This window comes from Sphingobacterium thalpophilum (genome assembly GCF_901482695.1).
GTDB lineage: Bacteria > Bacteroidota > Bacteroidia > Sphingobacteriales > Sphingobacteriaceae > Sphingobacterium > Sphingobacterium thalpophilum.
Window position 1 is genome coordinate 596,977 of record NZ_LR590484.1, and the last position, 21,951, is coordinate 618,927.

Consider the following 21,951-nt stretch of genomic DNA (forward strand, 5'->3'; position numbering starts at 1 on the left):
ATTTCTATGAACAGTTATTTTGCTCGTAAGTACGTCGTTTCCGGAATTTTTATTGCCATTGCATTGACCTTGGTCGCCCGCTTATTTTATCTGCAGATCATTGACGACTCTTATATACATTCGGCCAACAGCAATGTGATGCGCAAAGTGATTGTCTACCCTGCCCGAGGTGTGATCTTGGACCGTAACGGCAAAGTGCTGGTCCAAAACGAACCTGTCTATGACCTTATGGTTACTCCCCGGGAGGTCAAAGAAATTGATACTGCTTTATTTTGCAAATTAATCGAAATCGACAAAGAAGGTTTCATCAAGCGGATGGAAAAGGCCAGGGCGCATTCGCCTTATCGGGCCTCCATCTTTGAAAAGCAGCTTTCGGTCCGGACCTGGGCACAGTACCAGGAATATCAGTACCAATTCCGCGGCTTCTATGTACAAAAAAGAACGATCAGAAATTATCCAGATAGCATAGCATCCCATTTCCTTGGTTATGTGAGCGAAGTAAATGAGCCGGACATCAAACGTTCCAACGGTTTTTATCGTAGCGGTGACTATATTGGGCGCAGTGGCGTTGAGCGTTCCTATGAGGATTTACTTCGCGGAAAAAGAGGGGTTAACAATCTAATGGTGGATGCGCTCAACCGTCCTAAGGGCATATTTATGGATGGTAAATATGATACCCTTGCTGTTGCAGGTGAGGGCCTTATTTCGTCACTGGACAAAGATTTGCAGATATTGGGTGAAAAGTTAATGAAGAACAAGCTGGGCTCTATCGTTGCAATCGAACCGGCAACGGGCGAAATCCTCGCTTATGTCAGTAGCCCTAGTTACAACCCCAACTTGATGGTCGGCAGGCAGGCGGGTAACAATTATATGAAACTGCTGGAGGACAAAACAAACAACCCTTTATTTAACCGCCCTATTCAGGCCTCCTACCCACCCGGGTCCGTATTTAAGGTGGTTTCGGCGCTGACAGCACAGCAGGCAGGGGTGATCGACCGCAACACGGTCTTTTTCTGCCCGCATGGCTATAGTTACGGGGGCGGACGCGGCTGGATGGGGTGCACCCATTATCACGGATCGACGACACTGCAGCGCTCTGTGGCAGTATCCTGTAACACATATTACGGATTTACCTATGCCAAAATGATAGACGGAAGAGGACTTTCAGGCCCAAAAGCCTATGATCTATGGCGCAACGCCGTCACGAAATTCGGTATAGGACATAAATTGGGTATCGATCTACCTGGTGAAAAAGCAGGACTACTACCCACCTCCGAGTTCTATACAAAGCGATATGGCAACGACAAATGGCGTTCGAGCTTCAATATCTCCCTATCCATCGGACAGGGCGAAATGGGGATAACACCATTACAAATGGCAAATATCATGGCCATTGTGGCCAATAAAGGCTTTTATTATAGGCCACATCTTATCAAAGGCATAGGCGCAAAGAAAATTATCAAAAAAGAATTTACCGAGAAGATCAGTGCAGGCGTAGATGAGAAATACTATCCTGTCGTGATCCAGGGGATGAGCGATGCAGTCAACACACCAGAGGGAACAGCTTGGTCAAACCGCATCGCCGGCATTGAAATGTGCGGCAAGACGGGTACAGCACAAAACCCGCATGGAGAGAATCATGCTGTTTTTTTTGCATTTGCGCCCCGTGAAAACCCGAAAATTGCCATTGCGGTATTTGTTGAAAATGCAGGCTATGGAGGTACCTGGGCTGGTCCTATTGCCAGTATGATGGTCGAGAAGTATCTTAAAGATACAATAACTACACCAAAATATATTCAGGACCGCATCTATAAGGCTAACTTCCTGCCGACTCCAAAGGATGTAAAGGACCCGAAAAATAAAGATGTCAAAAAGACGGATACCATCAAAACAAAAACCGACAGCACGAAATCAAAACGTCAACTAGCGGCATTGACAAAATCAAAAGAAACCATTGTTCACCATAGCGCGATAAGAAGAAGATATGAATAACCAAAAAAATAGTTTCTTTGGAAAAATAGACTGGCTGACCATCATCTTATGGTTTTCCTTATGTCTTATAGGCCTGTTCAATATCCGCGCCGCAGTTTTCAATCCGGAGATGCCCAGTTTTTTCACCTTGGGCACCAACTATGGGAAACAGTCTCTATACCTGATATCCGCTATTATACTGGGTGTTTCTATTCTGATCATTGATGCGAAATTTTTTAGTTCGGCATCGCCTATTTTTTACGGCATTACAGCCATCCTGCTGATTATCGTACTGGTGGTGGGTCGCAATGTGGGCGGCAATCAGGCCTGGATTGACCTGGGCTTCTTCCGGTTACAACCGTCGGAGTTTGCGAAGCTGTCTACCTGCCTGTTATTGGCAAACTTCTTAAGTGCACAAAGCAACAAAGCCCCCACGATGCAGACCCTTGCTATGGGCGCCGGAATTGTATTGTTCCCGGTTTTTTTGGTAATGCTCCAGCCCGACACGGGATCCGCGTTGGCTTTCTTTTCTTTAATCTTCGTGTTTTATCGCGAAGGGTATGTTAACAATGAACTCTTGATATTTGGAGGGCTATGTATCCTGTTATTTGTCCTCGCCCTGCTGTTCAACCCCTGGATACTTATCCTTGTGCTTACTGTCATTATTGGCTTTTTTATGTGGAGCTTTCGCAAAAAGAGAAAATATCTGATTAATTTGAGTATTCTTCTTGCCGCATGCTCGGTATTTATTTTATGCGTGGATCTTGTGTACGACCACGTACTGCAGCCACATCAACGCAACCGGATCGATATTATTCTTGGAAAAATGGACGACCCAAGAGGCCAGGGTTACAATTTGAATCAGTCTAAAATTGCTATTGGTTCGGGACAGTTCTGGGGAAAGGGATATTTACAGGGTACACAGACAAAATACAATTTCGTGCCCGAACAGAGTACGGATTTTATTTTCTGTACGGTTGGGGAGGAATGGGGTTTTGTAGGCTCAGTCACATTGCTGGCCATCTATGTGACCCTCCTTTTGCGTATTATCCATATCGCCGAGCGACAGCGGTCAGCTTTTGCACGGATCTATGCTTATGGTGTGGCCTCCATCCTATTTTTCCATTTCTTCATCAATATCGGAATGACCATAGGGATAGTACCGGTTATTGGCATCCCTTTACCGTTTATTAGTTATGGTGGGTCCTCCCTCTGGAGTTTCACCATTCTGCTGTTTATCATGTTGAAATTTGACTCGAACCGGAAGGGGGTTGTCTAATCTAAATTCTTTCCAGAACAAGCCGAATGGCCTTGTCCACTATAGACTCCGGATCTGCTGAGAATTTACCCGCCACCCGGCTTGCTAAAATAGCATTGATAGAAATCGCCTGATGGCCGAACATGCGTGCCATGGCATAGATACCGGCGGTCTCCATTTCCAGATTGGTAAAACGCAAGTCACCACAGCGAAAGCCGCTAACTAAGGGAATAAAATCAGGGATGACATTTGAAGACCTGACACAGCGTCCCTGAGGTGCATAAAAACCGGGAGCTGTCAGCGTCATTCCCTGTGGCAGATCAAAAGCTATACGTTCCAGGAGAGGTTGACTGGCACGGGCCACATAGGGTTTGAGACCTAATTGCGGCAAATACTGAATCAGCGCATGCTGAATATTCCGTTCGGCGGCATCGTCGGGCTTTTCGTAATAGTGCATCAGCGCATCCATGCCTACGCCATAAGCGGATGCTAAAATAGTCCCCATTTCGATATCTTGCTGAACAGCGCCGGATGTGCCGATACGGATAATTTCCAATGCTGTCAGTTCCGTCTTCACCAGCCTGCGCTGCAAGTCAATGTTGACCAATGCATCGAGCTCGTTAAGTACGATATCAATATTGTCTGTACCTATACCCGTAGAAACGACTGACAAGCGTTTACTGCCGACATATCCGGTATGCGTAATAAACTCTCGCTTTCCTTTTTTGACCTCAATATGGTCAAAATATTTCGACACCTTGGCTACACGCTCCGGATCTCCTACCGTGATCACTGTTTCGGCCAGATCTTCGGGCAACAAGTTCAGGTGATAGATGCTACCATCCGCATTTAAAATCAGTTCTGAATCATTGATCATATCGTCCGTAAGTATGTTAACTGACTGTCTTCAATTTTGGAAAAGCGCTCCACGACAGTATTCACCTGCATTTTGCGCACCTCAAATTCCAGATAACAGCTGTTGTCAAATTCCTGTCTTATTATTTCAAGTCCCTCTTCCTTTATAACTCGCATCACATCATTCATATTCAAGTAACTGAAGCTGAGCCCATAAATATCATTTACCGTGCGCTCAATAATTTCTGCCTGATCTATCGCATCCTGGGTGGCCGATTTGTAAGCATTGATTAATCCGGGCACGCCCAATAAGGTGCCCCCAAAGTAGCGTACCACAACAACGATTATATTGGTGATATCTGCGGAAAGCAAGGCATTTAAAATCGGCCGCCCTGCTGTTCCTGAGGGCTCGCCGTCGTCATTGAAACGGAATACATTGCGGTCCGGAGTCAGGCGATATGCCCAGCAATGATGTCTGGCTTTTGGATGCAGAGCTTTAACTTCCTGCAGGATGTCTTTCAACCTATCCTCCGACCGGAAAGGAAAGGCATAAGCAATAAATTTACTTCCCTTGTCCCTAAAAATTCCCTCATACGTCCTCTCAACGGTACGATATGTATCCTCAAACAAACTCACAGATAAGCTATAATTAAAACTGAAACCATGGAAAATACTATACCCAGATAATTTAAGCGCGATAGTCTTTCTTTAAAAAAAAGTACACCAACTAATGCGCCCAAAGAAATGACACCGATATTCATTCCGGTAAACACAACCGACGGATTTTCGGGCAAAGCCCTGTGGGCTTTCATATAAAACAATATATTGCAGAAATTGAATGTCCCCAAGAATATACCGTACCCGACAGCAGGTATTGAAAAACGCTGTTTTTCCACACCTAAAAAATAAAGAAGCATGCCAAAAGCGACCAACATAGCCATCGCAAAGATAATAAACATTGCGCTGACATAAGGAACCGTCCCATGCAGAGCGACCTGTTTAAAAAGAATATCAATGATGCCCATACCGATAAAGACCAGTAACGGATACAGGCTCCCGTAACGACCGGAGATATTGCCGGCAGAGATGCCGGCTTTTTGCCAACTGAAAGAGCATACGATAGCCAGCAAGCCTACCCCTATCCCAAGAGCCTTATTCCCGTGCAACTGCTCGTTGAACAGAAAAAAAGAAGCCAACAAAGGAATAAATAGTGACAAGCGCTGTGCGACTTCCGTTTTTACCAGACCACTATAGCGGATGGACAAGGCTATGCAAATGAACATACCTGGCAACAGTGCAGCAAGCGTACCGTACAACGTCAAAGGCAAGTTCTTCAAAGAGAAAGCAAGCAAATCTGGTTGCAAGACGAAATAGGTCAATGCTACTGCGACCGGATAATTCCATACGATGACTTGTTTTGTCTCGATGTTATTCTGTTTTGCTAATTTAAGCAACACGGCAACAGTAACGCTGCAGATTACACTGAATAGGACAAAGATCATTATTTATTTAAATTTATTTATTTCCATAGACCACGTTTCGCCTGACGGGCCTGGCGTTCTAGTTTTGCAAAAAGTCCGGCATATTGAACATTCGGCGTCAGGGTGTATGTCACCGCATAGCCTTCTTTCACCAGATCTGCATTCACAAATTTGTCCCCAAGATACACATAAGCCAGAAGTCTTCCATAACGGTCTCTCTTTCCTACATCAAATACCAGCCGCACTGTCTTACCTGCAAGCATGGATCTCAGGTATTCTTTTGTCTCTTCTCCATAATAACCAATTTCTTTACGGGCAGTTCGTCGTGTTTCGGGGGCATCAATCCCGATTAGCCTGACTTTCTCACCTTTCGATACCCGTTTTCAATAACAAAGGTATCCCCGTCAATTACTCTTTTTACTTTCGCTTCTTTCTCCTCACCTTTGAAAACAAAACTTGACAGCACAAAACCGACGATGCTGACTACACTTAGAAAACTTACGCGCTTTAGCATAAACTGAATATTTGGGCAAAGGTACTAAATTTGTTTTCTTAACAAGCAGCATTATACATGCATCATTTATTACCCAAAAAATAGTATATTTTCTATCAAAAAATGAATATAAAAAACGCCAATTTTTACCGTATTTTTACATCAAAAAATCACTTAAAAACACATAAAAAAAAGAAATAAATAAAGTTAAACAACTAATATTAACCAATTTAAGTAAATAAATACAATAAAATTAAGAGGAAAATAATGCGAAATTTTTAACATAAAAATGCAGTCAAAAACAACAAAGAAACATCGAAATTTTTACAAAAAAAATATTTTTTTCTTTGATATTCCGAAAACATTCGTACATTTGAACAGTCAAACAACAAAAGGATGAACAGAACGTATACATATTTCTATTTTAACTTCTTTTATTTTAAAAATAAGAGCCGGGATTAGATTGTGTATACATATAAAATACAAACAAGAAGAGTCCCGGTGAAAATGACCGGGACTCTTCTTGTTTAAGGGCTAAATAGCGATACAACAATGAGTTTAAAAATTGCAATACAAGGAGCTAAGGCTTCTTTCCATGAGGAGGCAGCATTTAAGTATTTTGGACGGGATGTTGAAATTGTTGAATGTGATTCATTCAAGAAAACCTGTGAATTACTTAAGCATCGGAAAGTGGACTATATTGTCATGGCCATCGAAAATTCGATTGCAGGCAGCCTGTTGCCCAACTATAATCTGTTGCGGGACTATAAATTTCATATCACAGGCGAAGTGTACCTCAATATCCAGCAAAACCTGATGGCTTTGCCTGGGGTCAAGTTAAAAGACATCAAGCATATTGAATCGCATCCCATTGCGATTCGACAGTGCGAAGAATTTTTATCCGAACTAGAGGGAGTGCGAATCACCGAGGGTTCTGACACAGCTGCAACGGCAAAGATGATTGCCGAACGCAAGCTGACGGATACCGCGGCGATAGCAGGCACTATGGCTGCCGAGATTTATGGCCTTGAGATCCTTGAAAAAAGAATCGAAACCAACAAAAAGAATGCTACACGTTTTTTGGTGCTGTCAAATGAGGTGATTGAACATAAAAATGCAAATAAAGCTTCATTATCATTTCAGACAGGAAATACAGTAGGCTCATTGGCCACCATCCTACAGTGCTTTGCTGAACAGAACATCAACCTCAGCAAGATTCAATCGATGCCTGTCATCGGAAAACGTAACGAATATGACTTTTTCGTGGATGTAGAATGGAAAAAGCAATCTGACTACGAAGCTGCGATCCGTAAAGTACTGAAACATAGCATTAATTTTAATATTATGGGCGAATACGTCAAAAATGAAAAACTATAATCAACTCATACATAAAAAATAATCAAACTGAATCTGAATCTGTCCTGGGTATACCTTCTTTAGCATAGGCGAATAAAGGTCTTCACAGCAGCTTCATTTACCTTTAAAATTTTATTCCGATGAAAAATACATTAGACATTGCTCCTTTGAAATCTTGGTTGGACACAGGAGACAAACCTTTAATCATTGCTGGTCCATGTAGCGCAGAGACAGAAGAGCAGTTAGTATCAACGGCACACCTTTTAGCAAATACCGGAAAAGTAAATATTTTGCGTGCTGGTATCTGGAAACCGCGAACACGTCCGGGAGAGTTCGAAGGTATAGGTTCCGTAGGCCTAGAATGGTTAAAAAGAGCGAAAGCGGAAACAGGCTTATTGACTGCGACAGAAGTGGCTACAGCAAAACACGTCGAGGAAGCACTGGCTGCGGGTGTTGATGTCCTCTGGGTGGGTGCGCGCTCAACGGCGAATCCGTTTACCGTACAGGAAATTGCCGATGCACTACAGGGCATAGACGTTCCTGTTTTCGTTAAAAACCCTGTCAACCCAGATCTGTCGTTATGGATCGGTGCTCTTGAACGCATTAACCGCGCCGGCATCAAGAAATTGGGCGCCATCCACAGAGGGTTCTCTTCGTACGAAAAAACTGCTTTCCGCAATGAGCCGATGTGGGATCTAGCAATTCAACTAAAAACTGCCTGCCCTGACCTGCCCATCATTAACGACCCTAGCCACATCTGCGGCAATCGCGAATTGCTGCCTTACATCGCACAAAAGGCGATGGATATGGATATGCAGGGCTTGATCATGGAGTCACACATTGATCCATCCGTTGCTTGGACAGATGCTAAACAACAGGTGACACCAGCGGCATTGGCAGAGTTAATCGATCATTTGACCTTGCGTAAAGCGGCTTCAAACAATCCTTCATTCGAAGATAAACTAGCCGAGCTACGCAGCAATATTGACAAATTGGACGATTTGATTATCCAAAAAATCGGTGAGCGTATGAAAATTGCCGAGAAGATCGGTGAATACAAACGCGACAATAATGTCACTATCTTACAAGTCAACCGTTGGGATGAAATTGTACAAAAACGTACCAAGCTTGCTGAAGCACTTTCATTGAGCAATGAGTTTGCTACAAAATTCTTAGAATTAATTCACAACGAGTCTATCCGCAAACAAAATGCGGTAATGAATGTACAAGAACAACCAACAGCAGAAGCATAATGAGTCGACACGTGATCAAGCTGACGCATCCCTCGAGGAAAATAAAAGGCACGGTTCAGTTGACGGGATCAAAATCCGAGAGCAATCGTGCCCTCATTATACAATCGCTGAGTAAGGGTCAGGTTGATATTCAAAATCTTTCGGAGGCCGCAGACACAGTAACATTGAACCGTGTACTTCAGATTGCTGCCAACCCTCAGCCTGGCGATAATACAATTGACATCGGCCCTGCTGGTACTGCGATGCGTTTCCTGACGGCATACCTGAACCTTGTGAAGGGCAGCTTCACCCTTACTGGTACCGAACGTATGCAGCAACGGCCCATCGGTATCCTGGTGGATGCGATGAAGGAAATCGGTGCTGACATCCATTATGAAAAAAAAGCGGGCTATCCTCCCTTAAAAATAATCGGCGGAATGTTTCAAGGAAAGGACCGTGTCCGCATTAAGGGTAATATAAGCAGTCAGTATATATCTGCCTTACTCTTAATTGCACCAGCACTAAAGAAGGGACTTACACTGGAAATCGAAGGAGAGCTGACCTCCAGGCCCTATGTATCCATGACATTGGATATGCTAAAAAGTGTTGGTATTGAACACCAATGGACAGAAAACGCCATAAAGATTGCGCCTCAAGCTTTCCTGAAAAGCACAATTTATGTTGAACCAGACTGGAGCGCTGCGTCATATTGGTATGCTATTGTGGCCTTGGCGGGGGCGGATGCCGCCATTGTCCTACCGGGACTTCGGAAAGACAGTCTACAAGGTGATATCGCGATTATTGATATTATGGAACATTTTGGCGTACAGTCTAGTTTTCAGACAGACGGCCTGCATCTGATCAAAAAACCGGTGACCACGGACAAAACATTATTTGATTTCAAGGAATGCCCTGATCTTGCCCAGACTGTCGTTGTCGTTGCAGCAGCATTACGTCGTGACGTCTCGTTTACGGGACTTGAAACACTAAAAATCAAGGAGACGGATCGTATTGCAGCACTGCAGGCGGAAATCGCAAAATTCGGCGCCGCATTGATCGAAGACAATGGAACTTACCATTTGAAAACTGAGGCAGTCTATTGTCCTCAAGATCTCACATTCGACACCTACGAGGACCATCGGATGGCTATGGCTTTTGCGCCATTGGCGCTCGTTTTTGATCAGATCAAGATTGCCGAACCGCAGGTTGTAGAGAAATCATACCCTGATTTCTGGAAACATCTACAGGCCCAGGCATTTATCATTGAATAATAAAATAACTGGGTGGGCAACATCATTGGTCACCCAGTTTCTTATCGTTTTTAACCGCAACCAACACGAGAAGGCAACGCTGGCAAAGTGGATTCAGGCCATAGCCATGACCAGGCGAGGGAACAATTTTGTGTTTTACTGTTGAGCTAAGGTTGGATTTAAACGCAATTTTATCTAAGTTTATTGAAATTTAATTTTTATGGCAGGAAATTCATTTGGCGATTTATTCAGGATCACCACTTTTGGCGAATCACATGGTAAAGCTATAGGTGTGATCATTGATGGTTGTCCTTCAAACATAACGATAGACGAAGAATTTATACAGTCCGAACTAGACAAACGGAAACCCGGGCAATCCAGGATAACCACACAGCGGAAAGAAAGCGATACCGCACAGATCCTTTCGGGCGTATTTGAGGGCAAATCCACGGGAACGCCCATTGCCATCGTAATACCAAATGAGGACCAACGATCCAAAGATTACACCCACATCAAGGATATCTTCAGACCTTCACATGCGGATTTCACCTATCAGATGAAATACGGCATTCGGGATTACCGCGGTGGAGGGCGCTCTTCGGCCCGGGAAACAGCAGCACGGGTTGCCGCTGGAGCCGTAGCGAAAAGCTTCCTACAACAATTTGGCATAGAAATCTTTGCCCATGTATCCGGGGTGGGCACTATCGAGGCACCCAATCTGGACACAAAAGATCTCGGAGCACTGCTTGAACTCAGGGAATCCAACATAGCGCGCTGTGCAGATCCAGCCACAGCAAACGAGATGATCGAATTTATAGACTCGGTGCGTAAAGCGGGCGATACTGTCGGAGGACGTATTTCGGCCGTCATTAGACACGTTCCAGTGGGGCTGGGAGAGCCTGTGTTTGACAAGCTACATGCCGACCTGGCCAAAGCTATGATGAGTATCAATGCTGTGCACGGTTTTGAATACGGATCAGGTTTTGCAGGTTCAGAGTTGCGAGGTTCCGAACATAATGATATATTTGTAGCAGATGACCATGATTTAAATCAAGTGCATACACATACCAACTTCTCCGGGGGAATACAGGGTGGAATTTCAAATGGTATGGATATTACTTTTAAAGTAGCATTCAAGCCTGTCGCTACCATCATGAGAGATCAGGAAACAGTCGATGTCCATGGCAACCCCGCCATCGCCAGTGGTAAGGGAAGACATGATCCTTGTGTTGTTTCGAGGGCGGTAATCATTGTTGAAGCCATGGCGGCACTTGTTATTGCGGATCATCTGCTTAAACATCAAAGTTACAAACATGCTGCAAGATAATTATGTCGTGGGTGTGGATATTGGCGGCACCCATATTTCCGCCTGTATCATTGACACCAAACAATGGAATATACATTTAGAGAACGTGGTCAGAAACCACGTTTTTTCGCAAGGAGATGCTAAAACGATTTTACACACCTGGGCCTCAACCATTCAGGATATTGTCTGCAGTGCTCCCGCCGCCATTCAGTTTGTCGGCATCGCCATGCCCGGACCATTTGACTATGAGAATGGCATCTCCAAAATGCAAGGACAGAGCAAGTACGACAAGCTATATAATAAAGACATTAAAAGTCTCTTAGCGGCAGAATTGAACCTGGCACCTACTGCTATTCATTTTATCAATGATGCTGCTGCTTTCCTACAGGGCGAAATTTTTGTGCAGAACCTACAGTCAAACAACAGAATATTAGGGATCACCTTAGGAACCGGTCTGGGATCTGCTGTGTGGAACCAAGGTGAAAAAGCTTTTGACGCGGATTTATGGAATACGCCTTATGCGGAGAGTATCTTCGAAGAGTATCTTGTAACGCGATGGTTTGTCAGACGGTTTAAGGAACTTACCGGAAAAGATGTAAGCGGCCTGAAAGAAATTCTGGAAAACTACCGCGAGAGCGATGCATTTGAATTGATAAAATCAGAGTATGCCACCCACTTATTTGATTTTATGGCGTTTTTCTCGAAAAAATATCAATCTAATATTTTCGTGATCGGTGGCAACATCGCCAAAGCCCTCCCTATTTTTATCGCCGGACGCGAGCAGTTCGATGCCTTCAAACTCTATACCGCTGTACTCGGCGAGAAGGCCGCCATGATCGGCGCTGCCAGTATATTTAGCTAATTCGGGTAGTTGCGGCAGTCGCAAATAACTGCATTATTTCTACCAGAAAGATATCCACCTATTAAAACATAGATGGATATTTTTCTGGTTTAGCTTCATGCATAATGGCGTAGACTGTTTCCACCACATCGTCAGAAGAAGGCTTCGAGAAGTAATCACCATCCGAGCCATACGGCGGACGGTGCGCTTTCGCAGTCAATGTCTTTGGCTGACTATCCAAGAAGTAATAACCGTTTTGTTTTTCGAGTATTTCCTGTAATAGAAATGCCGAGGCCCCGCCCGGAACATCCTCATCTACAATCAGCAACTTATTTGTTTTCTTCAGGGACTGGGCACAGAGCTGCCCCTTGTCAAATGGCTGAAGGGTCTGTGCATCTATAATTTCGATCATTATTCCCAGACGTTCCAGTTCCACTGCTGCCTCCTCAACAACCCTTAAAGTTGAGCCATAGGAAACCACGGTAATATCCTGTCCTTCTTTTACACAGTCAGCATAACCGATAGGGACCGTAAATTCACCGACATTTTCAGGTAGGCGCTCTTTGAGACGATATCCATTGAGACATTCAATGACAATTGCAGGTTCGTCCGAGCGGAAGAGCGTATTATACATCCCTGCCGCCTGCGTCATATTGCGTGGTACACAGACATGCAGCCCCCTCAAAGAACCTAAGATAACAGACATGGGCGAGCCCGAATGCCATATCCCCTCCAAGCGATGTCCACGGGTACGAATAATTACCGGCGCTTTTTGCCCGGCAAATGTGCGATAGCTCAGGCTGGCTAAATCATCGCTGGCTACAGTGATTCCATAGATCAAATAATCCAGGTATTGAATTTCAGCAATAGGTCTCAAACCACGGATGGCCAGACCTATCCCCTTCCCTATAATCGAGTTTTCACGTATTCCAGTGTCGAAGATACGATGTGCTCCCAACTTGTCCTGTAGACCAGCAAAGCCCTGGTTGACGTCGCCGATTTTTCCAACATCTTCTCCAAAAGCGAGCAGTCGCTCGTCACGTTGAAAATTTTGCTCAAAGCATAGATTCAACACTTCACGGCCGTCTACGATTTTGGAGTTTTCGTCGTAGACTGCAGCCACTGATGGAACCCCAAAGGGAGAGCCCTCGCCCTCAGTAAATAATTTGGAATTATAACGTTTTTCGTTAATTTCTTGTTTTTGTTTATACCAATCCAGCAATTCTTGTCGCCCCGCAGTATGCTGTCCTTTAAGCTCATGCAGGACTTTACGTACCTGCCCATACACTTCCTTTAAGGACGGTTCGATCATGGATTGCAGTTTTTTGGCTGCAAAATCTGCTTTTTCATGAGGTATACGTGCCAGCAGCTCGATTGCTTCCTTTGCTTCCAGATTTAACGTCCGGATATAATCTGCCCAGGCTCTTTTCTGCTCCTGACGGACATGCTCCTTAGCTGTACGTTCCAGCTGATCCAGCTCATCTTCCGCTGCAATGCCCGAGCTCAGTATCCATTCTTTCATCTTGGCGATGCAGTCAAAATCAGCCTCCCACTGTAGACGTTCGGATGATTTATAGCGTTCGTGAGAACCTGATGTGGAATGCCCCTGCGGCTGCGTCATCTCGGTAACATGGATCAGACAAGGCACATGCTTTTCCCGGGCAATATTGGCTGCGAGCTCGTATGTTTCGCATAAGCCCGCATAATCCCATCCTCTGACCTTAAAGATCTCAATTCCATTGGTCAGTTCTTCTTTTTGGAAACCTTTCAGCACTTCGGAAATGTCACCCTTGGTCGTCTGAATATCGTTCGGTACCGATATACCATAGCCATCGTCCCAAATAGAGATCACAGCAGGTATTTGGTGTACGCCAGCAGCATTAATAACCTCAAAAAATACACCCTCTGAAGTGGAGGCATTACCAATTGAACAGAACACCACCTCATTCCCCATATTGGAAAAATAGGACAGATAATCCAGGTTACGGTTTTGCCTATACAATTTAGAGGCAAGCCCAAGTCCAAGCATCCTTGCCATCTGACCCCCAGTAGTCGATATATCTGAGAAAGAGTTTTTCTGACTCATCTGATCGAGCCAGTTGCCCCGATTATCCAAAACGCGTGTGGCGAAATGACAGTTCATCTGCCGACCTGCCGAAGACGGGTCCGCTTCCACGTCAGGATGCGCGTACAATTGGGAGAAAAAATGATAGATATTACTGATGCCCGAAGCAAATATAAACGTCTGGTCACGGTAATAACCTGACCGCCAGTCACCATTCCGGAAGACCTTGGCCATAGCAATCTGCGCCAGCTCTTTTCCATCGCCAAAAATACCGAACTTTGCCTTACCCGTAAGTACTTCTTTACGTCCCAACAGGCTCACATAACGACTCTCCAAGGCAGTTCGATAGTCATTCACAATGATCTTTTTGAACTCTTCAAAGCTCAAAGTAGAAGTAGATTCATTGTTTTGGTCAAATGCAGTATCAAACATATTCTTTTTTGTTTCAACAAATTTAACAAAAATATTATTCTATATAATTGGCGTTTGTCAAATAAATTGACAATCAATAGCTGTTATTTGAGATAGAATATTCTAATTTCTCAAATTAGTACTTTTTGAGAAAAATTCCTAATTTTTGTGGATTTTTAATTACATTAAGCTTCAGACGGAGTGATCTGCACCTGCTAGTTTCTCTGCCACGGACTTATCATTGCAATATATTTTGGATTTTTCAGCATTAACACTTAACAGACAACTTTTTCATAATCTGGAAAAGCAGGGTCTTTCGAGCCTTACTCCTGTACAGGAACAGGCAATACCAGCTATTTTGACTGGCCGTGACTGTTTAACCATTGCTCCTACCGGAACTGGTAAAACGGAAGCTTTTGCCATTCCCATTTTAGAACAGTTGCTGCGTCAGCGAAAAGATGAAGGGCCGACAGTCCTTGTTCTGCTTCCTACGAGGGAACTCTGTATCCAGACACAGCAGCGGATAGCGAATCTAACCGTTGGGACCGAAATACACACAGTGAGCTTTTATGGCGGAGGTAGCTACGAAAAGCAGCTGGCAGCCTATGCAGATGCACAGATCATTCTTGCAACACCGGGAAGGCTCATGGATTTTATGGCACAGGGTGTTATCGACCTTAACAGTATAACCACATTAGTCATCGACGAATTTGACCAACTGCTGGACATGGGTTTTGCCAAAGCAATCCATACGATTATGGGTACACTTCCTACAACGAGGCAATCAATCTTCCAGTCTGCAACGAAAACGCCTGAAATTGAAAAAATCGTCCGGAAGAAACTCCGCGATCCGGTTGAAATTTTGGTGGAAGAACGGAAGACAGGAGGAATAACTGAGTATGTCCTATATGTGGATAAAAACGACAAAAAAAATCTTGTACGTTATTTGCTCGAGAACAAAATTCAGGCACAAGCGATTATTTTTACACGAACAGTGCACGGCGTGGAACGCATACAGGCTGATCTCGTGAAAAACGGCATCGCCGCCCTGGCACTCTATGGTAATAAGTCGCAGCAACAACGCGAGGAAATCATCACGAAATTCCGAAACAAAGAAAGCCGCATATTAATAGCCACTGATCTGTTGGCACGGGGGATAGACTTTCCAGATCTGGAGGCTATCATAAACTATGAAGTACCGGATTCACCCGACACCTATACCCACCGCATTGGCCGGACAGGACGTTCGAATTTAAATGGGACGGCACTAACATTTTGTGACGCCGAGGACAACCAGAAGTGGATCAACCTACAACTGTCCCTAAAACGTCAGATAAAAATTGACGATCAGCACCCTTATTTGCTGAGCTGGAAAAAAATGCTGTCGAGCAGCCACAGTAATAGCCGGAACGCGCAATCAAAATCCAGAAAACGTCGTTAAATTCTAATTATTCTCTTACTTTTACCTGCAATTAATAAATCACAGATCCAAGATGAGTACAATACATTTATTTGACGATAGCAATAACGCCAGCGACAATAGGTTAGGAGATCTTGAAAAGACCATCATTATTAATAATTTAATGGAGGTGCCTTTTGGAGAACGGGACGAAGAATGGCGGGATACATTTTTAACGAATATTGCGGCCAGCACATTAAAACTCGCCGAAACTGAAGTGGTTATCGGTCCAGATGGCTTCCCTTATTTTCAATTGGAAAGCGCGCCGAAAGATCAGAACTTCCAGGCTTTTGTTATAAAAAACCGGTTAAAAGATTTTGTATTACCGAAGGGTTTCGGTATTGCCATCAATACACAATATGAAAATCCGGACTGGGTATTTACGTACGGTGATCTCGTCAACTACTTCCTGAACGACGAGTTTTATACAGACAATAGTATTTTCTCCAGAAAAAATGAGCAAACCGTTATCGGCAAAGATGAAGAGATACTGGTTGGACAGCCTTCCGAAGTGATCCTGCCACAGGTTGCTCGTGCACAGCTCCGTGAATTCTTAGATTATTACGGTGTTAAGAATCCGAAAGTGATGCTAATTGCCCGCAACTATAAGGACGAGAAGAAAGTCTCTCAGGATCTAGTTTTTAATATTGTGGCCAATCAGTTCAGAACAGAAAAAGAATTTACCGACATCATGGAGGCAATAGGCTGGTTTCTGCCGAGACATTACTCTTATATCGGATTGGATGAATTTGCCGTAGAAAATGGCTTCCTGCCATTGTAACAAAAAATCAAATATAATACATAAACAACCCATGTTCCCATTTAACGTAAGAGTATACGGAATATTGGTCAATGACCAACAAGAGGTATTGATCAGTGATGAAAGGACGGAAAATGTTTCATTTACAAAATTCCCGGGCGGTGGACTTGAGTACGGAGAGGGCCTGCTGGACGCGCTGATCCGAGAATACAAAGAAGAGTGCGCGTTCGACATCGCTATCATGAGGCATATCTACACGACAGATTTTTACGAAAAGTCCAGTTTCAATGACAGCCAGATCATTTCAATTTACTATCAGGTAAAAAATATATCAGCGATACATATCAGAACCACTAGTCAAGCTTTTGATTTCGATGCACAACAGCGCGATGAGGACAATAAATTGCAGGCTTTCCGGTGGGTACATATAGATGAGCTTACTACAGCGGATCTGACTTTTAAAACGGACCAGATCGCATGGATGGAATTCTTAAAAATAATTAAATCATACTAATTTTTTAATTTTCGTCATTTTTATTTGTTTTTTAAAAATAAACACATATCTTTACGTAAACCAATGCAGATACTTCGTTTTTATTGAAGTATTAGCCTTAATAATTACATTTTATTATTTATTTGATATCTCGTTATCGACGGGATTTAGGAGGGGAAAATAGATATCAAACAAACGTTGGTTTATTGAATTTGCAAATTCCTAGTCCTATAGGTTTTTTAATAGTTAGTGTGATTTTATGGCGATACTCCCCGTATCGCCTTATTTTTTTCGTTTCGGTCGGAAGCAAGCCTATACTCATTGCAGCTGCCATCTACCGTTTTTATTTGAACCCAACAAATGATGCAAAACAGAGATTCTTATGCAGAACATCAATATTGCTGAAGCCGACCTTCGTTAATAGATTAAGCTGATACATCAGTGATTGGGGCGTATCCTCGTGAGCAATATAGGCAAAAACATGATCGCGGTATTGCTCGTCCTTAAGCTGAGCGAGGTACTCGCCATATTTTTCATGGTAAATCAGCTGCTGAAGTCCTCCAGCACTTTGCTCGACCAGATCAAAAACCCATAGGCTGCCACCTTCTCTAAGCAATCCAAAGAGTTTCCTAAAGGCATTCTCCCAATCATGATCATCTCTCAAATGATGCAGAACCGCGGTGGCAATAATTACATCATACTGTTGCCCAGCGAGAGGCGCTTCACGAAAGTCGCCTTTAACAATATCTACCTTACCGTTGGTCAGCGTAGAAACGCGTTCCTTAGCCCTATTTAGCATCGGCAAACTCAGATCTACTAACGTAACGTTAGGGTTTGACTTTACTTTTTGCAATAACTTTACATCGTAATTACCCGCACCGCAGCCAATGTCAAGAACATCTGCCAGATCGGGATAAAGCCCTCTTATTGCATCTGTGATCAGTTCCATATTCCATACCGCATCCAGCGTCGTCGCCTGCCCTGTTTCCAAATTCGAAAACCGTTCGACATCGTTATCGAATCTTGCTTCTATTTCTTTCAATGTTGCTTTGTTCATTTGAGAATAAATTTTGATTATTTAAAGGTAGTGTTAAGCTGATTTCATTAAAAATATTTATTTTGTCATCAATTCATACCAAAAAAGTATCAATGGAAATTCGACATCTAATTTATTTCAAAACTGTAGCTGAAGAACTTCATTTTGGAAGGGCCGCCGAACGTTTATTTATGTCCCAGCCCCCTTTGAGCAGGCAAATTAAAGACCTTGAAGATGAGCTGGGAGTCATCCTGTTCTTCCGGACAAACAAAAGGGTAGAACTGACGGAAGCAGGCAAATACTTTTTGGAAGAGGTGATTGATATCCTCCAGAATATTGAGCACAGCAAAACAATTACCAAGCAAATCCACAACAACATTTCAGGCGAGTTTAAACTCGGGTATATCAGTTCCACCCCGAAACAGATGCTCGCCACGGTATTAAAACAAATCCAGGGTAAATTTCCGTACCTAAGGGTCAGTCTGTTCGAAACATCGACCCAAAAGCAGAAAGCCGCGCTGGAAAACGGAAAGCTGGATCTTGGTATTATGCGCGCTCCGATTTATTCGAGTGAACTCCGCGTAACTTCATTGTTTGAGGATCCTCTGATTATCGCCGGATCAGCGGAAACCGATTTCCAAACCCTCAACTTCTTTCATGAGAATTTCATTTCCTTTAATCAAAAGTACGCCGCAGAATACCACAGACTTGTCATCAATACTTGTAATAGGATGGGATTTGAGCCGCGTATTGTTCACCAGAGCAATTCCATGTCATCGATTCTTGAACTCGTTTCGCAGGGTCTGGGCCTGGCAGTCGTACCTGCATCCACAGTCCGGCAGTATCCGCATCTCAAACTAAAAACAATGGATATCCTGGATGTAGACAGCAAAACAGAACTCATCCTCGTTTCAAATATAAAAAGTAAGAACAGCGCCTTGGGCGAATTTATTGACTGTATTCAAACAGAGTATCGAAAATTCATCGCCTAACGCGCCAGATATAGTTTTAAGCTACTAAACATATGAAAAAGGCATTTATTCTTTTCTTGCAACTGGTCCTGTTGTTCCCAACTCTACTTATGGCACAGAACAGCACAGTGATCGACCAAAAACTGGCTGCGATCATGCAGCGGTATCAGGCTGTAGGGCTGAGCGTGGTACTGGTCAAAAACAACAAAATTAGTTTCCACAGGAATTATGGTTATAAGCAGCTGGCAGAGCAGGAAGCATTACAGGACGATGACATCTTTCGGATTGCTTCCATTTCAAAATCTTTTACCGCAACATCTTTTATGCAGCTCGTTGCGAAAGGTATTTGCAAACTGGACGATGATTTTGGCGACTTAGTAGGTTTCCCTGTCCGCAACCCGGAGTATCCCGATGCGAAAATTACACTCCGCATGATACTTTCACATACCTCGAGTATCAACGACAGCAATGGCTATTTCGATCTTGATGTGATCAATCCATCTAAAAATCCGAACTGGAAGAAGTCCTACAACAGCTATAAACCCGGTAGTCGGTATGAATATTGCAATTTAAACTTTAATATGGCTGGTGCCGCCTTAGAGCGGCTAACGCAAACCCGCTTTGACAGCTATATCGTCCACCATATCCTTAGTCCACTGCATTTATATGGCGGTTACTGCGTTGATTCGCTCGACAAGAACAGATTTGTGCCTCTATATTCTTTTGATGGAAAGGGAGATTATCAGCCCGAACCAAATGCTTATCATCCGCGACGTGAAGAACTGTTGTCTTATCATTTAGGATATAGTACGCCGGTGCTATCCCCTACCGGTGGGATGAAAATATCAGCAATAGATCTAGCGCATTACATGCTCATGCACATGAACTACGGCAAAAGTCAGGGCGTACGCATTATGCCACGGCGATATGCAAAGCTGATGCAAAAATCGGTTAATAAAGATGCGGGTTATGGGCTCGCCATCATGAACAAAAAGGATATTGTCCCCGGTGTTACCCTAACCGGGCATACGGGATCCGCTTATGGCCTTTATAGCGCAATGTTCTTTGATGCTAAACGCAAATACGGGTTTGTAGTGATTACGAATGGCTGTAATATTCCTGACAACGACGATTTCAATCCCCTGCTGCGAGATTGTATCCGTGCGCTTCACGAGACTTACATCCAATAGCTTCAGAGGGTATAAAACAAGAAAGCCGCTTACGGTAGCGGCTTTCTTGTTTTATTATTTGTTTTGTACCCAACTTATGATCGCAGGGTCCAACGGATTGGTAGCTGAACGGAAACGATGCACCAACTTACCATTTTCGTCGATGAGGAATTTTTCAAAATTCCATTTAATATCGCCGGTAAAATCCGGGTTGTCCTGTGTAGTGAGATATTTAAAAAGCGGTGAAATCTGCTCGCCTTTCACCTCAACTTTCTCAGCCATTAGAAAATCTACCCCATAATTCTGCTCACAGAATTCCTGAATCTCCGCATTGGACCCCGGCTCCTGCTGTCCAAAGTTATTGGCCGGAAAACCGATGATTACCAATTTATCACCAAATGTTTTATGCAATTCCTGGAGATCCTTATACTGCTTTGTAAAACCGCATTTGGATGCCGTGTTTACGATTAATATCTTTTTGCCTTTGAATTCGGACATCTTCACTTCTTGTCCTTCCAACGTCTTGAAAGTGAAATTATAAATCGCGGGATTGCCAAATAACATCGACATATACACCATAATAGTTGCTATAATCATATTTATATAGTTTAAAGACTTAACAATGAATTGCTCTCCCGCTCCAATACAGCATCGAATAATTCGTTAATGGGCGACTTTAGAATTGTTCCTACTTTTATTTGGTGCGTGGCACATACTTCCCGTAGCAGTAGATCAAAGCTATACGCAATGGAACCTACAAAGTGACATTCGTACTGATTATAATCCGGATAGGTTAGTATGGAGGCCTGTACAAATTCCTCAAAACCACTCTTAATGAGATCAATGATAAATGGATGGGTAATATTATCAGACATAAAGGGGGCAAAAGATGCTAAGAAAGCATTGGGTCGTTCTTTCTGATAAACGTTTTTGATTACAATTTCTTTGTTGATCCTGTATTTGGTAGCGAATTTTTCATTTAAATCCTTCGGCATACGGCCATAGAGGAATAAACACAGTAGCTTTTTGCCAAAATATGCTCCAGAGCCCTCATCACCCAAGACATACCCGTTACCATTATGCGACGGGAGGAGCTCCTCCCCATCAAAAAAGCTTAGATCCGAGCCCGTACCCATTGTAGCTACATAGCCCTTTTTATTGCCGCAGGTCGCCAGCGCACTTCCAAAAAGATCGTTCTCTACAGAAATATAGGCATTTTCAAACAGCGGAGTCAATGCGTTGGAAACCATCTCACGCCGATCGGGGGTAATACAGCCTGCTCCAAAGAAGTAGAGCTCGGTAACCTCGTCGGCATATGGAATGATCTCCGGTATTTCTTTGATAACCCGCGTAATCTCTTTCTCATTGACAAAAAAAGGATTAAGTCCATTTGTACTGAACGAAATGGGTGCACTATCCGGCAGTTCCAGTTTCCAGTCTGACTTGGATGAGCCACTATCAACAACTAAGATCATACAAATTCTCGATTATTTTCCCTTATAAACTCGTGTATCAAACTTAGTAAAAATTCTGAAAAAAAACAG

Annotated in this window: 21 protein-coding genes; 12 read left to right on the plus strand and 9 right to left on the minus strand. The window is 43.5% G+C overall.

Translation table 11 applies throughout. The annotated features are described in order from the left end of the window. The first annotated feature begins 6 nt into the window (after positions 1–6). Together mrdA and rodA are read left to right on the plus strand one after the other, a co-directional pair. Positions 7–1,992 carry a penicillin-binding protein 2 gene (gene mrdA, locus FGL37_RS02595; RefSeq protein WP_028071376.1) on the plus strand — a complete coding sequence of 662 codons (1,986 nt, stop codon included), beginning with the start codon at positions 7–9 and terminating at the stop codon, positions 1,990–1,992. Beyond that, positions 1,985–3,250 (plus strand): rod shape-determining protein RodA, encoded by a 1,266-nt coding sequence (gene rodA / locus FGL37_RS02600; RefSeq protein WP_028071375.1) that lies wholly within the window; start codon positions 1,985–1,987, stop codon positions 3,248–3,250. The genes mrdA and rodA overlap by 8 nt, the downstream gene beginning before the upstream one ends. Position 3,251: 1 nt before the next feature. Here rodA and FGL37_RS02605 read toward each other — a convergent pair whose 3' ends face one another. The 5 genes from FGL37_RS02605 to FGL37_RS25670 are packed head-to-tail and all read right to left on the minus strand — an operon-like array spanning position 3,252 to position 6,079. Beyond that, a complete protein-coding gene (locus tag FGL37_RS02605) occupies positions 3,252–4,106 on the minus strand; it encodes a nucleoside phosphorylase (RefSeq protein WP_028071374.1) in 855 nt (284 codons plus the stop codon). Further along, positions 4,103–4,720 carry an IMPACT family protein gene (locus tag FGL37_RS02610; protein ID WP_028071373.1) on the minus strand — a complete coding sequence of 206 codons (618 nt, stop codon included), beginning with the start codon at positions 4,718–4,720 and terminating at the stop codon, positions 4,103–4,105. Before FGL37_RS02610 ends, FGL37_RS02605 begins: the two co-directional genes overlap by 4 nt. Further along, positions 4,717–5,586: a DMT family transporter gene (locus tag FGL37_RS02615; RefSeq protein ID WP_028071372.1), complete on the minus strand. Its 870-nt coding sequence runs from the start codon at positions 5,584–5,586 to the stop codon at positions 4,717–4,719. The genes FGL37_RS02610 and FGL37_RS02615 overlap by 4 nt, the downstream gene beginning before the upstream one ends. Positions 5,587–5,603: 17 nt before the next feature. Continuing rightward, positions 5,604–5,915, minus strand: a complete 312-nt coding sequence (locus FGL37_RS25665; RefSeq protein ID WP_317132253.1) for a thermonuclease family protein — start codon at positions 5,913–5,915, stop codon at positions 5,604–5,606. Then, positions 5,915–6,079: a hypothetical protein gene (locus FGL37_RS25670; RefSeq protein WP_232048619.1), complete on the minus strand. Its 165-nt coding sequence runs from the start codon at positions 6,077–6,079 to the stop codon at positions 5,915–5,917. The genes FGL37_RS25665 and FGL37_RS25670 overlap by 1 nt, the downstream gene beginning before the upstream one ends. A 531-nt stretch (positions 6,080–6,610) precedes the next feature. On the opposite strand from FGL37_RS25670, the gene FGL37_RS02625 reads away from it, so the two are divergent. From FGL37_RS02625 to FGL37_RS02645, 5 genes are all read left to right on the plus strand, one after another. Beyond that, positions 6,611–7,435 carry a prephenate dehydratase gene (locus tag FGL37_RS02625; RefSeq protein ID WP_028071371.1) on the plus strand — a complete coding sequence of 275 codons (825 nt, stop codon included), beginning with the start codon at positions 6,611–6,613 and terminating at the stop codon, positions 7,433–7,435. Positions 7,436–7,554: 119 nt separating this feature from the next. After that, positions 7,555–8,667: a chorismate mutase gene (locus FGL37_RS02630; RefSeq protein ID WP_028071370.1), complete on the plus strand. Its 1,113-nt coding sequence runs from the start codon at positions 7,555–7,557 to the stop codon at positions 8,665–8,667. After that, positions 8,667–9,917, plus strand: a complete 1,251-nt coding sequence (aroA, locus tag FGL37_RS02635; protein WP_028071369.1) for a 3-phosphoshikimate 1-carboxyvinyltransferase — start codon at positions 8,667–8,669, stop codon at positions 9,915–9,917. Before FGL37_RS02630 ends, aroA begins: the two co-directional genes overlap by 1 nt. Positions 9,918–10,116: 199 nt before the next feature. Next, the gene (gene aroC / locus FGL37_RS02640) at positions 10,117–11,223 is read left to right on the plus strand and encodes a chorismate synthase (protein WP_028071368.1); all 1,107 of its coding nucleotides are present in this window, start codon (positions 10,117–10,119) and stop codon (positions 11,221–11,223) included. Continuing rightward, complete coding sequence (locus tag FGL37_RS02645; protein ID WP_037534065.1) at positions 11,210–12,064, plus strand: ROK family protein; 855 nt, start codon at positions 11,210–11,212, stop codon at positions 12,062–12,064. Before aroC ends, FGL37_RS02645 begins: the two co-directional genes overlap by 14 nt. 61 nt (positions 12,065–12,125) lie before the next feature. Here the strand turns inward: FGL37_RS02645 and FGL37_RS02650 are convergent, their stop codons facing one another. After that, complete coding sequence (locus FGL37_RS02650) at positions 12,126–14,540, minus strand: alpha-ketoacid dehydrogenase subunit alpha/beta (protein WP_028071366.1); 2,415 nt, start codon at positions 14,538–14,540, stop codon at positions 12,126–12,128. A gap of 232 nt (positions 14,541–14,772) precedes the next feature. Here FGL37_RS02650 and FGL37_RS02655 point away from each other — a divergent pair, with 232 nt between their 5' ends. Genes FGL37_RS02655 through FGL37_RS02665 form a run of 3 tightly spaced genes read left to right on the plus strand, consistent with a single transcriptional unit; the run spans position 14,773 to position 17,252 of the window. Continuing rightward, complete coding sequence (locus FGL37_RS02655) at positions 14,773–15,960, plus strand: DEAD/DEAH box helicase (RefSeq protein WP_028071365.1); 1,188 nt, start codon at positions 14,773–14,775, stop codon at positions 15,958–15,960. 52 nt (positions 15,961–16,012) lie between these two features. Continuing rightward, the gene (locus FGL37_RS02660; protein WP_028071364.1) at positions 16,013–16,759 is read left to right on the plus strand and encodes a hypothetical protein; all 747 of its coding nucleotides are present in this window, start codon (positions 16,013–16,015) and stop codon (positions 16,757–16,759) included. 31 nt (positions 16,760–16,790) lie between these two features. Then, positions 16,791–17,252, plus strand: a complete 462-nt coding sequence (locus FGL37_RS02665) for an NUDIX domain-containing protein (protein ID WP_028071363.1) — start codon at positions 16,791–16,793, stop codon at positions 17,250–17,252. Between the two features lie 322 nt (positions 17,253–17,574). On the opposite strand, the gene FGL37_RS02670 is transcribed toward FGL37_RS02665, so the two are convergent. Next, positions 17,575–18,288, minus strand: a complete 714-nt coding sequence (locus FGL37_RS02670) for a class I SAM-dependent methyltransferase (protein ID WP_028071362.1) — start codon at positions 18,286–18,288, stop codon at positions 17,575–17,577. A gap of 92 nt (positions 18,289–18,380) precedes the next feature. On the opposite strand from FGL37_RS02670, the gene FGL37_RS02675 reads away from it, so the two are divergent. Together FGL37_RS02675 and FGL37_RS02680 are read left to right on the plus strand one after the other, a co-directional pair. Next, positions 18,381–19,259 carry a LysR family transcriptional regulator gene (locus FGL37_RS02675; protein ID WP_028071361.1) on the plus strand — a complete coding sequence of 293 codons (879 nt, stop codon included), beginning with the start codon at positions 18,381–18,383 and terminating at the stop codon, positions 19,257–19,259. Between the two features lie 32 nt (positions 19,260–19,291). Beyond that, positions 19,292–20,428: a serine hydrolase domain-containing protein gene (locus FGL37_RS02680; RefSeq protein WP_028071360.1), complete on the plus strand. Its 1,137-nt coding sequence runs from the start codon at positions 19,292–19,294 to the stop codon at positions 20,426–20,428. Between the two features lie 54 nt (positions 20,429–20,482). Here the strand turns inward: FGL37_RS02680 and FGL37_RS02685 are convergent, their stop codons facing one another. After that, entirely contained in the window at positions 20,483–21,004 is a 522-nt protein-coding gene (locus FGL37_RS02685; protein ID WP_028071359.1) for a glutathione peroxidase, read from the minus strand. An 11-nt stretch (positions 21,005–21,015) separates the two neighbouring features. Beyond that, positions 21,016–21,882, minus strand: a complete 867-nt coding sequence (locus FGL37_RS02690) for an N-acetylglucosamine kinase (RefSeq protein ID WP_028071358.1) — start codon at positions 21,880–21,882, stop codon at positions 21,016–21,018. Positions 21,883–21,951: the final 69 nt, after the last annotated feature.

Excerpts from the sequence above, each read along its gene's own strand:
- mrdA (WP_028071376.1), top strand. The coding sequence starts at position 7 with ATGAACAGTTATTTTGCTCGTAAGTACGTCGTTTCCGGAATTTTTATT.
- rodA (WP_028071375.1), top strand. The coding sequence starts at position 1,985 with ATGAATAACCAAAAAAATAGTTTCTTTGGAAAAATAGACTGGCTGACC.
- FGL37_RS02605 (WP_028071374.1), bottom strand. The coding sequence starts at position 4,106 with ATGATCAATGATTCAGAACTGATTTTAAATGCGGATGGTAGCATCTAT.
- FGL37_RS02615 (WP_028071372.1), bottom strand. The coding sequence starts at position 5,586 with ATGATCTTTGTCCTATTCAGTGTAATCTGCAGCGTTACTGTTGCCGTG.
- FGL37_RS25670 (WP_232048619.1), bottom strand. The coding sequence starts at position 6,079 with ATGCTAAAGCGCGTAAGTTTTCTAAGTGTAGTCAGCATCGTCGGTTTT.
- FGL37_RS02625 (WP_028071371.1), top strand. The coding sequence starts at position 6,611 with ATGAGTTTAAAAATTGCAATACAAGGAGCTAAGGCTTCTTTCCATGAG.
- FGL37_RS02630 (WP_028071370.1), top strand. The coding sequence starts at position 7,555 with ATGAAAAATACATTAGACATTGCTCCTTTGAAATCTTGGTTGGACACA.
- aroA (WP_028071369.1), top strand. The coding sequence starts at position 8,667 with ATGAGTCGACACGTGATCAAGCTGACGCATCCCTCGAGGAAAATAAAA.
- aroC (WP_028071368.1), top strand. The coding sequence starts at position 10,117 with ATGGCAGGAAATTCATTTGGCGATTTATTCAGGATCACCACTTTTGGC.
- FGL37_RS02645 (WP_037534065.1), top strand. The coding sequence starts at position 11,210 with ATGCTGCAAGATAATTATGTCGTGGGTGTGGATATTGGCGGCACCCAT.
- FGL37_RS02650 (WP_028071366.1), bottom strand. The coding sequence starts at position 14,540 with ATGTTTGATACTGCATTTGACCAAAACAATGAATCTACTTCTACTTTG.
- FGL37_RS02660 (WP_028071364.1), top strand. The coding sequence starts at position 16,013 with ATGAGTACAATACATTTATTTGACGATAGCAATAACGCCAGCGACAAT.
- FGL37_RS02665 (WP_028071363.1), top strand. The coding sequence starts at position 16,791 with ATGTTCCCATTTAACGTAAGAGTATACGGAATATTGGTCAATGACCAA.
- FGL37_RS02670 (WP_028071362.1), bottom strand. The coding sequence starts at position 18,288 with ATGAACAAAGCAACATTGAAAGAAATAGAAGCAAGATTCGATAACGAT.
- FGL37_RS02675 (WP_028071361.1), top strand. The coding sequence starts at position 18,381 with ATGGAAATTCGACATCTAATTTATTTCAAAACTGTAGCTGAAGAACTT.
- FGL37_RS02680 (WP_028071360.1), top strand. The coding sequence starts at position 19,292 with ATGAAAAAGGCATTTATTCTTTTCTTGCAACTGGTCCTGTTGTTCCCA.
- FGL37_RS02685 (WP_028071359.1), bottom strand. The coding sequence starts at position 21,004 with ATGATTATAGCAACTATTATGGTGTATATGTCGATGTTATTTGGCAAT.
- FGL37_RS02690 (WP_028071358.1), bottom strand. The coding sequence starts at position 21,882 with ATGATCTTAGTTGTTGATAGTGGCTCATCCAAGTCAGACTGGAAACTG.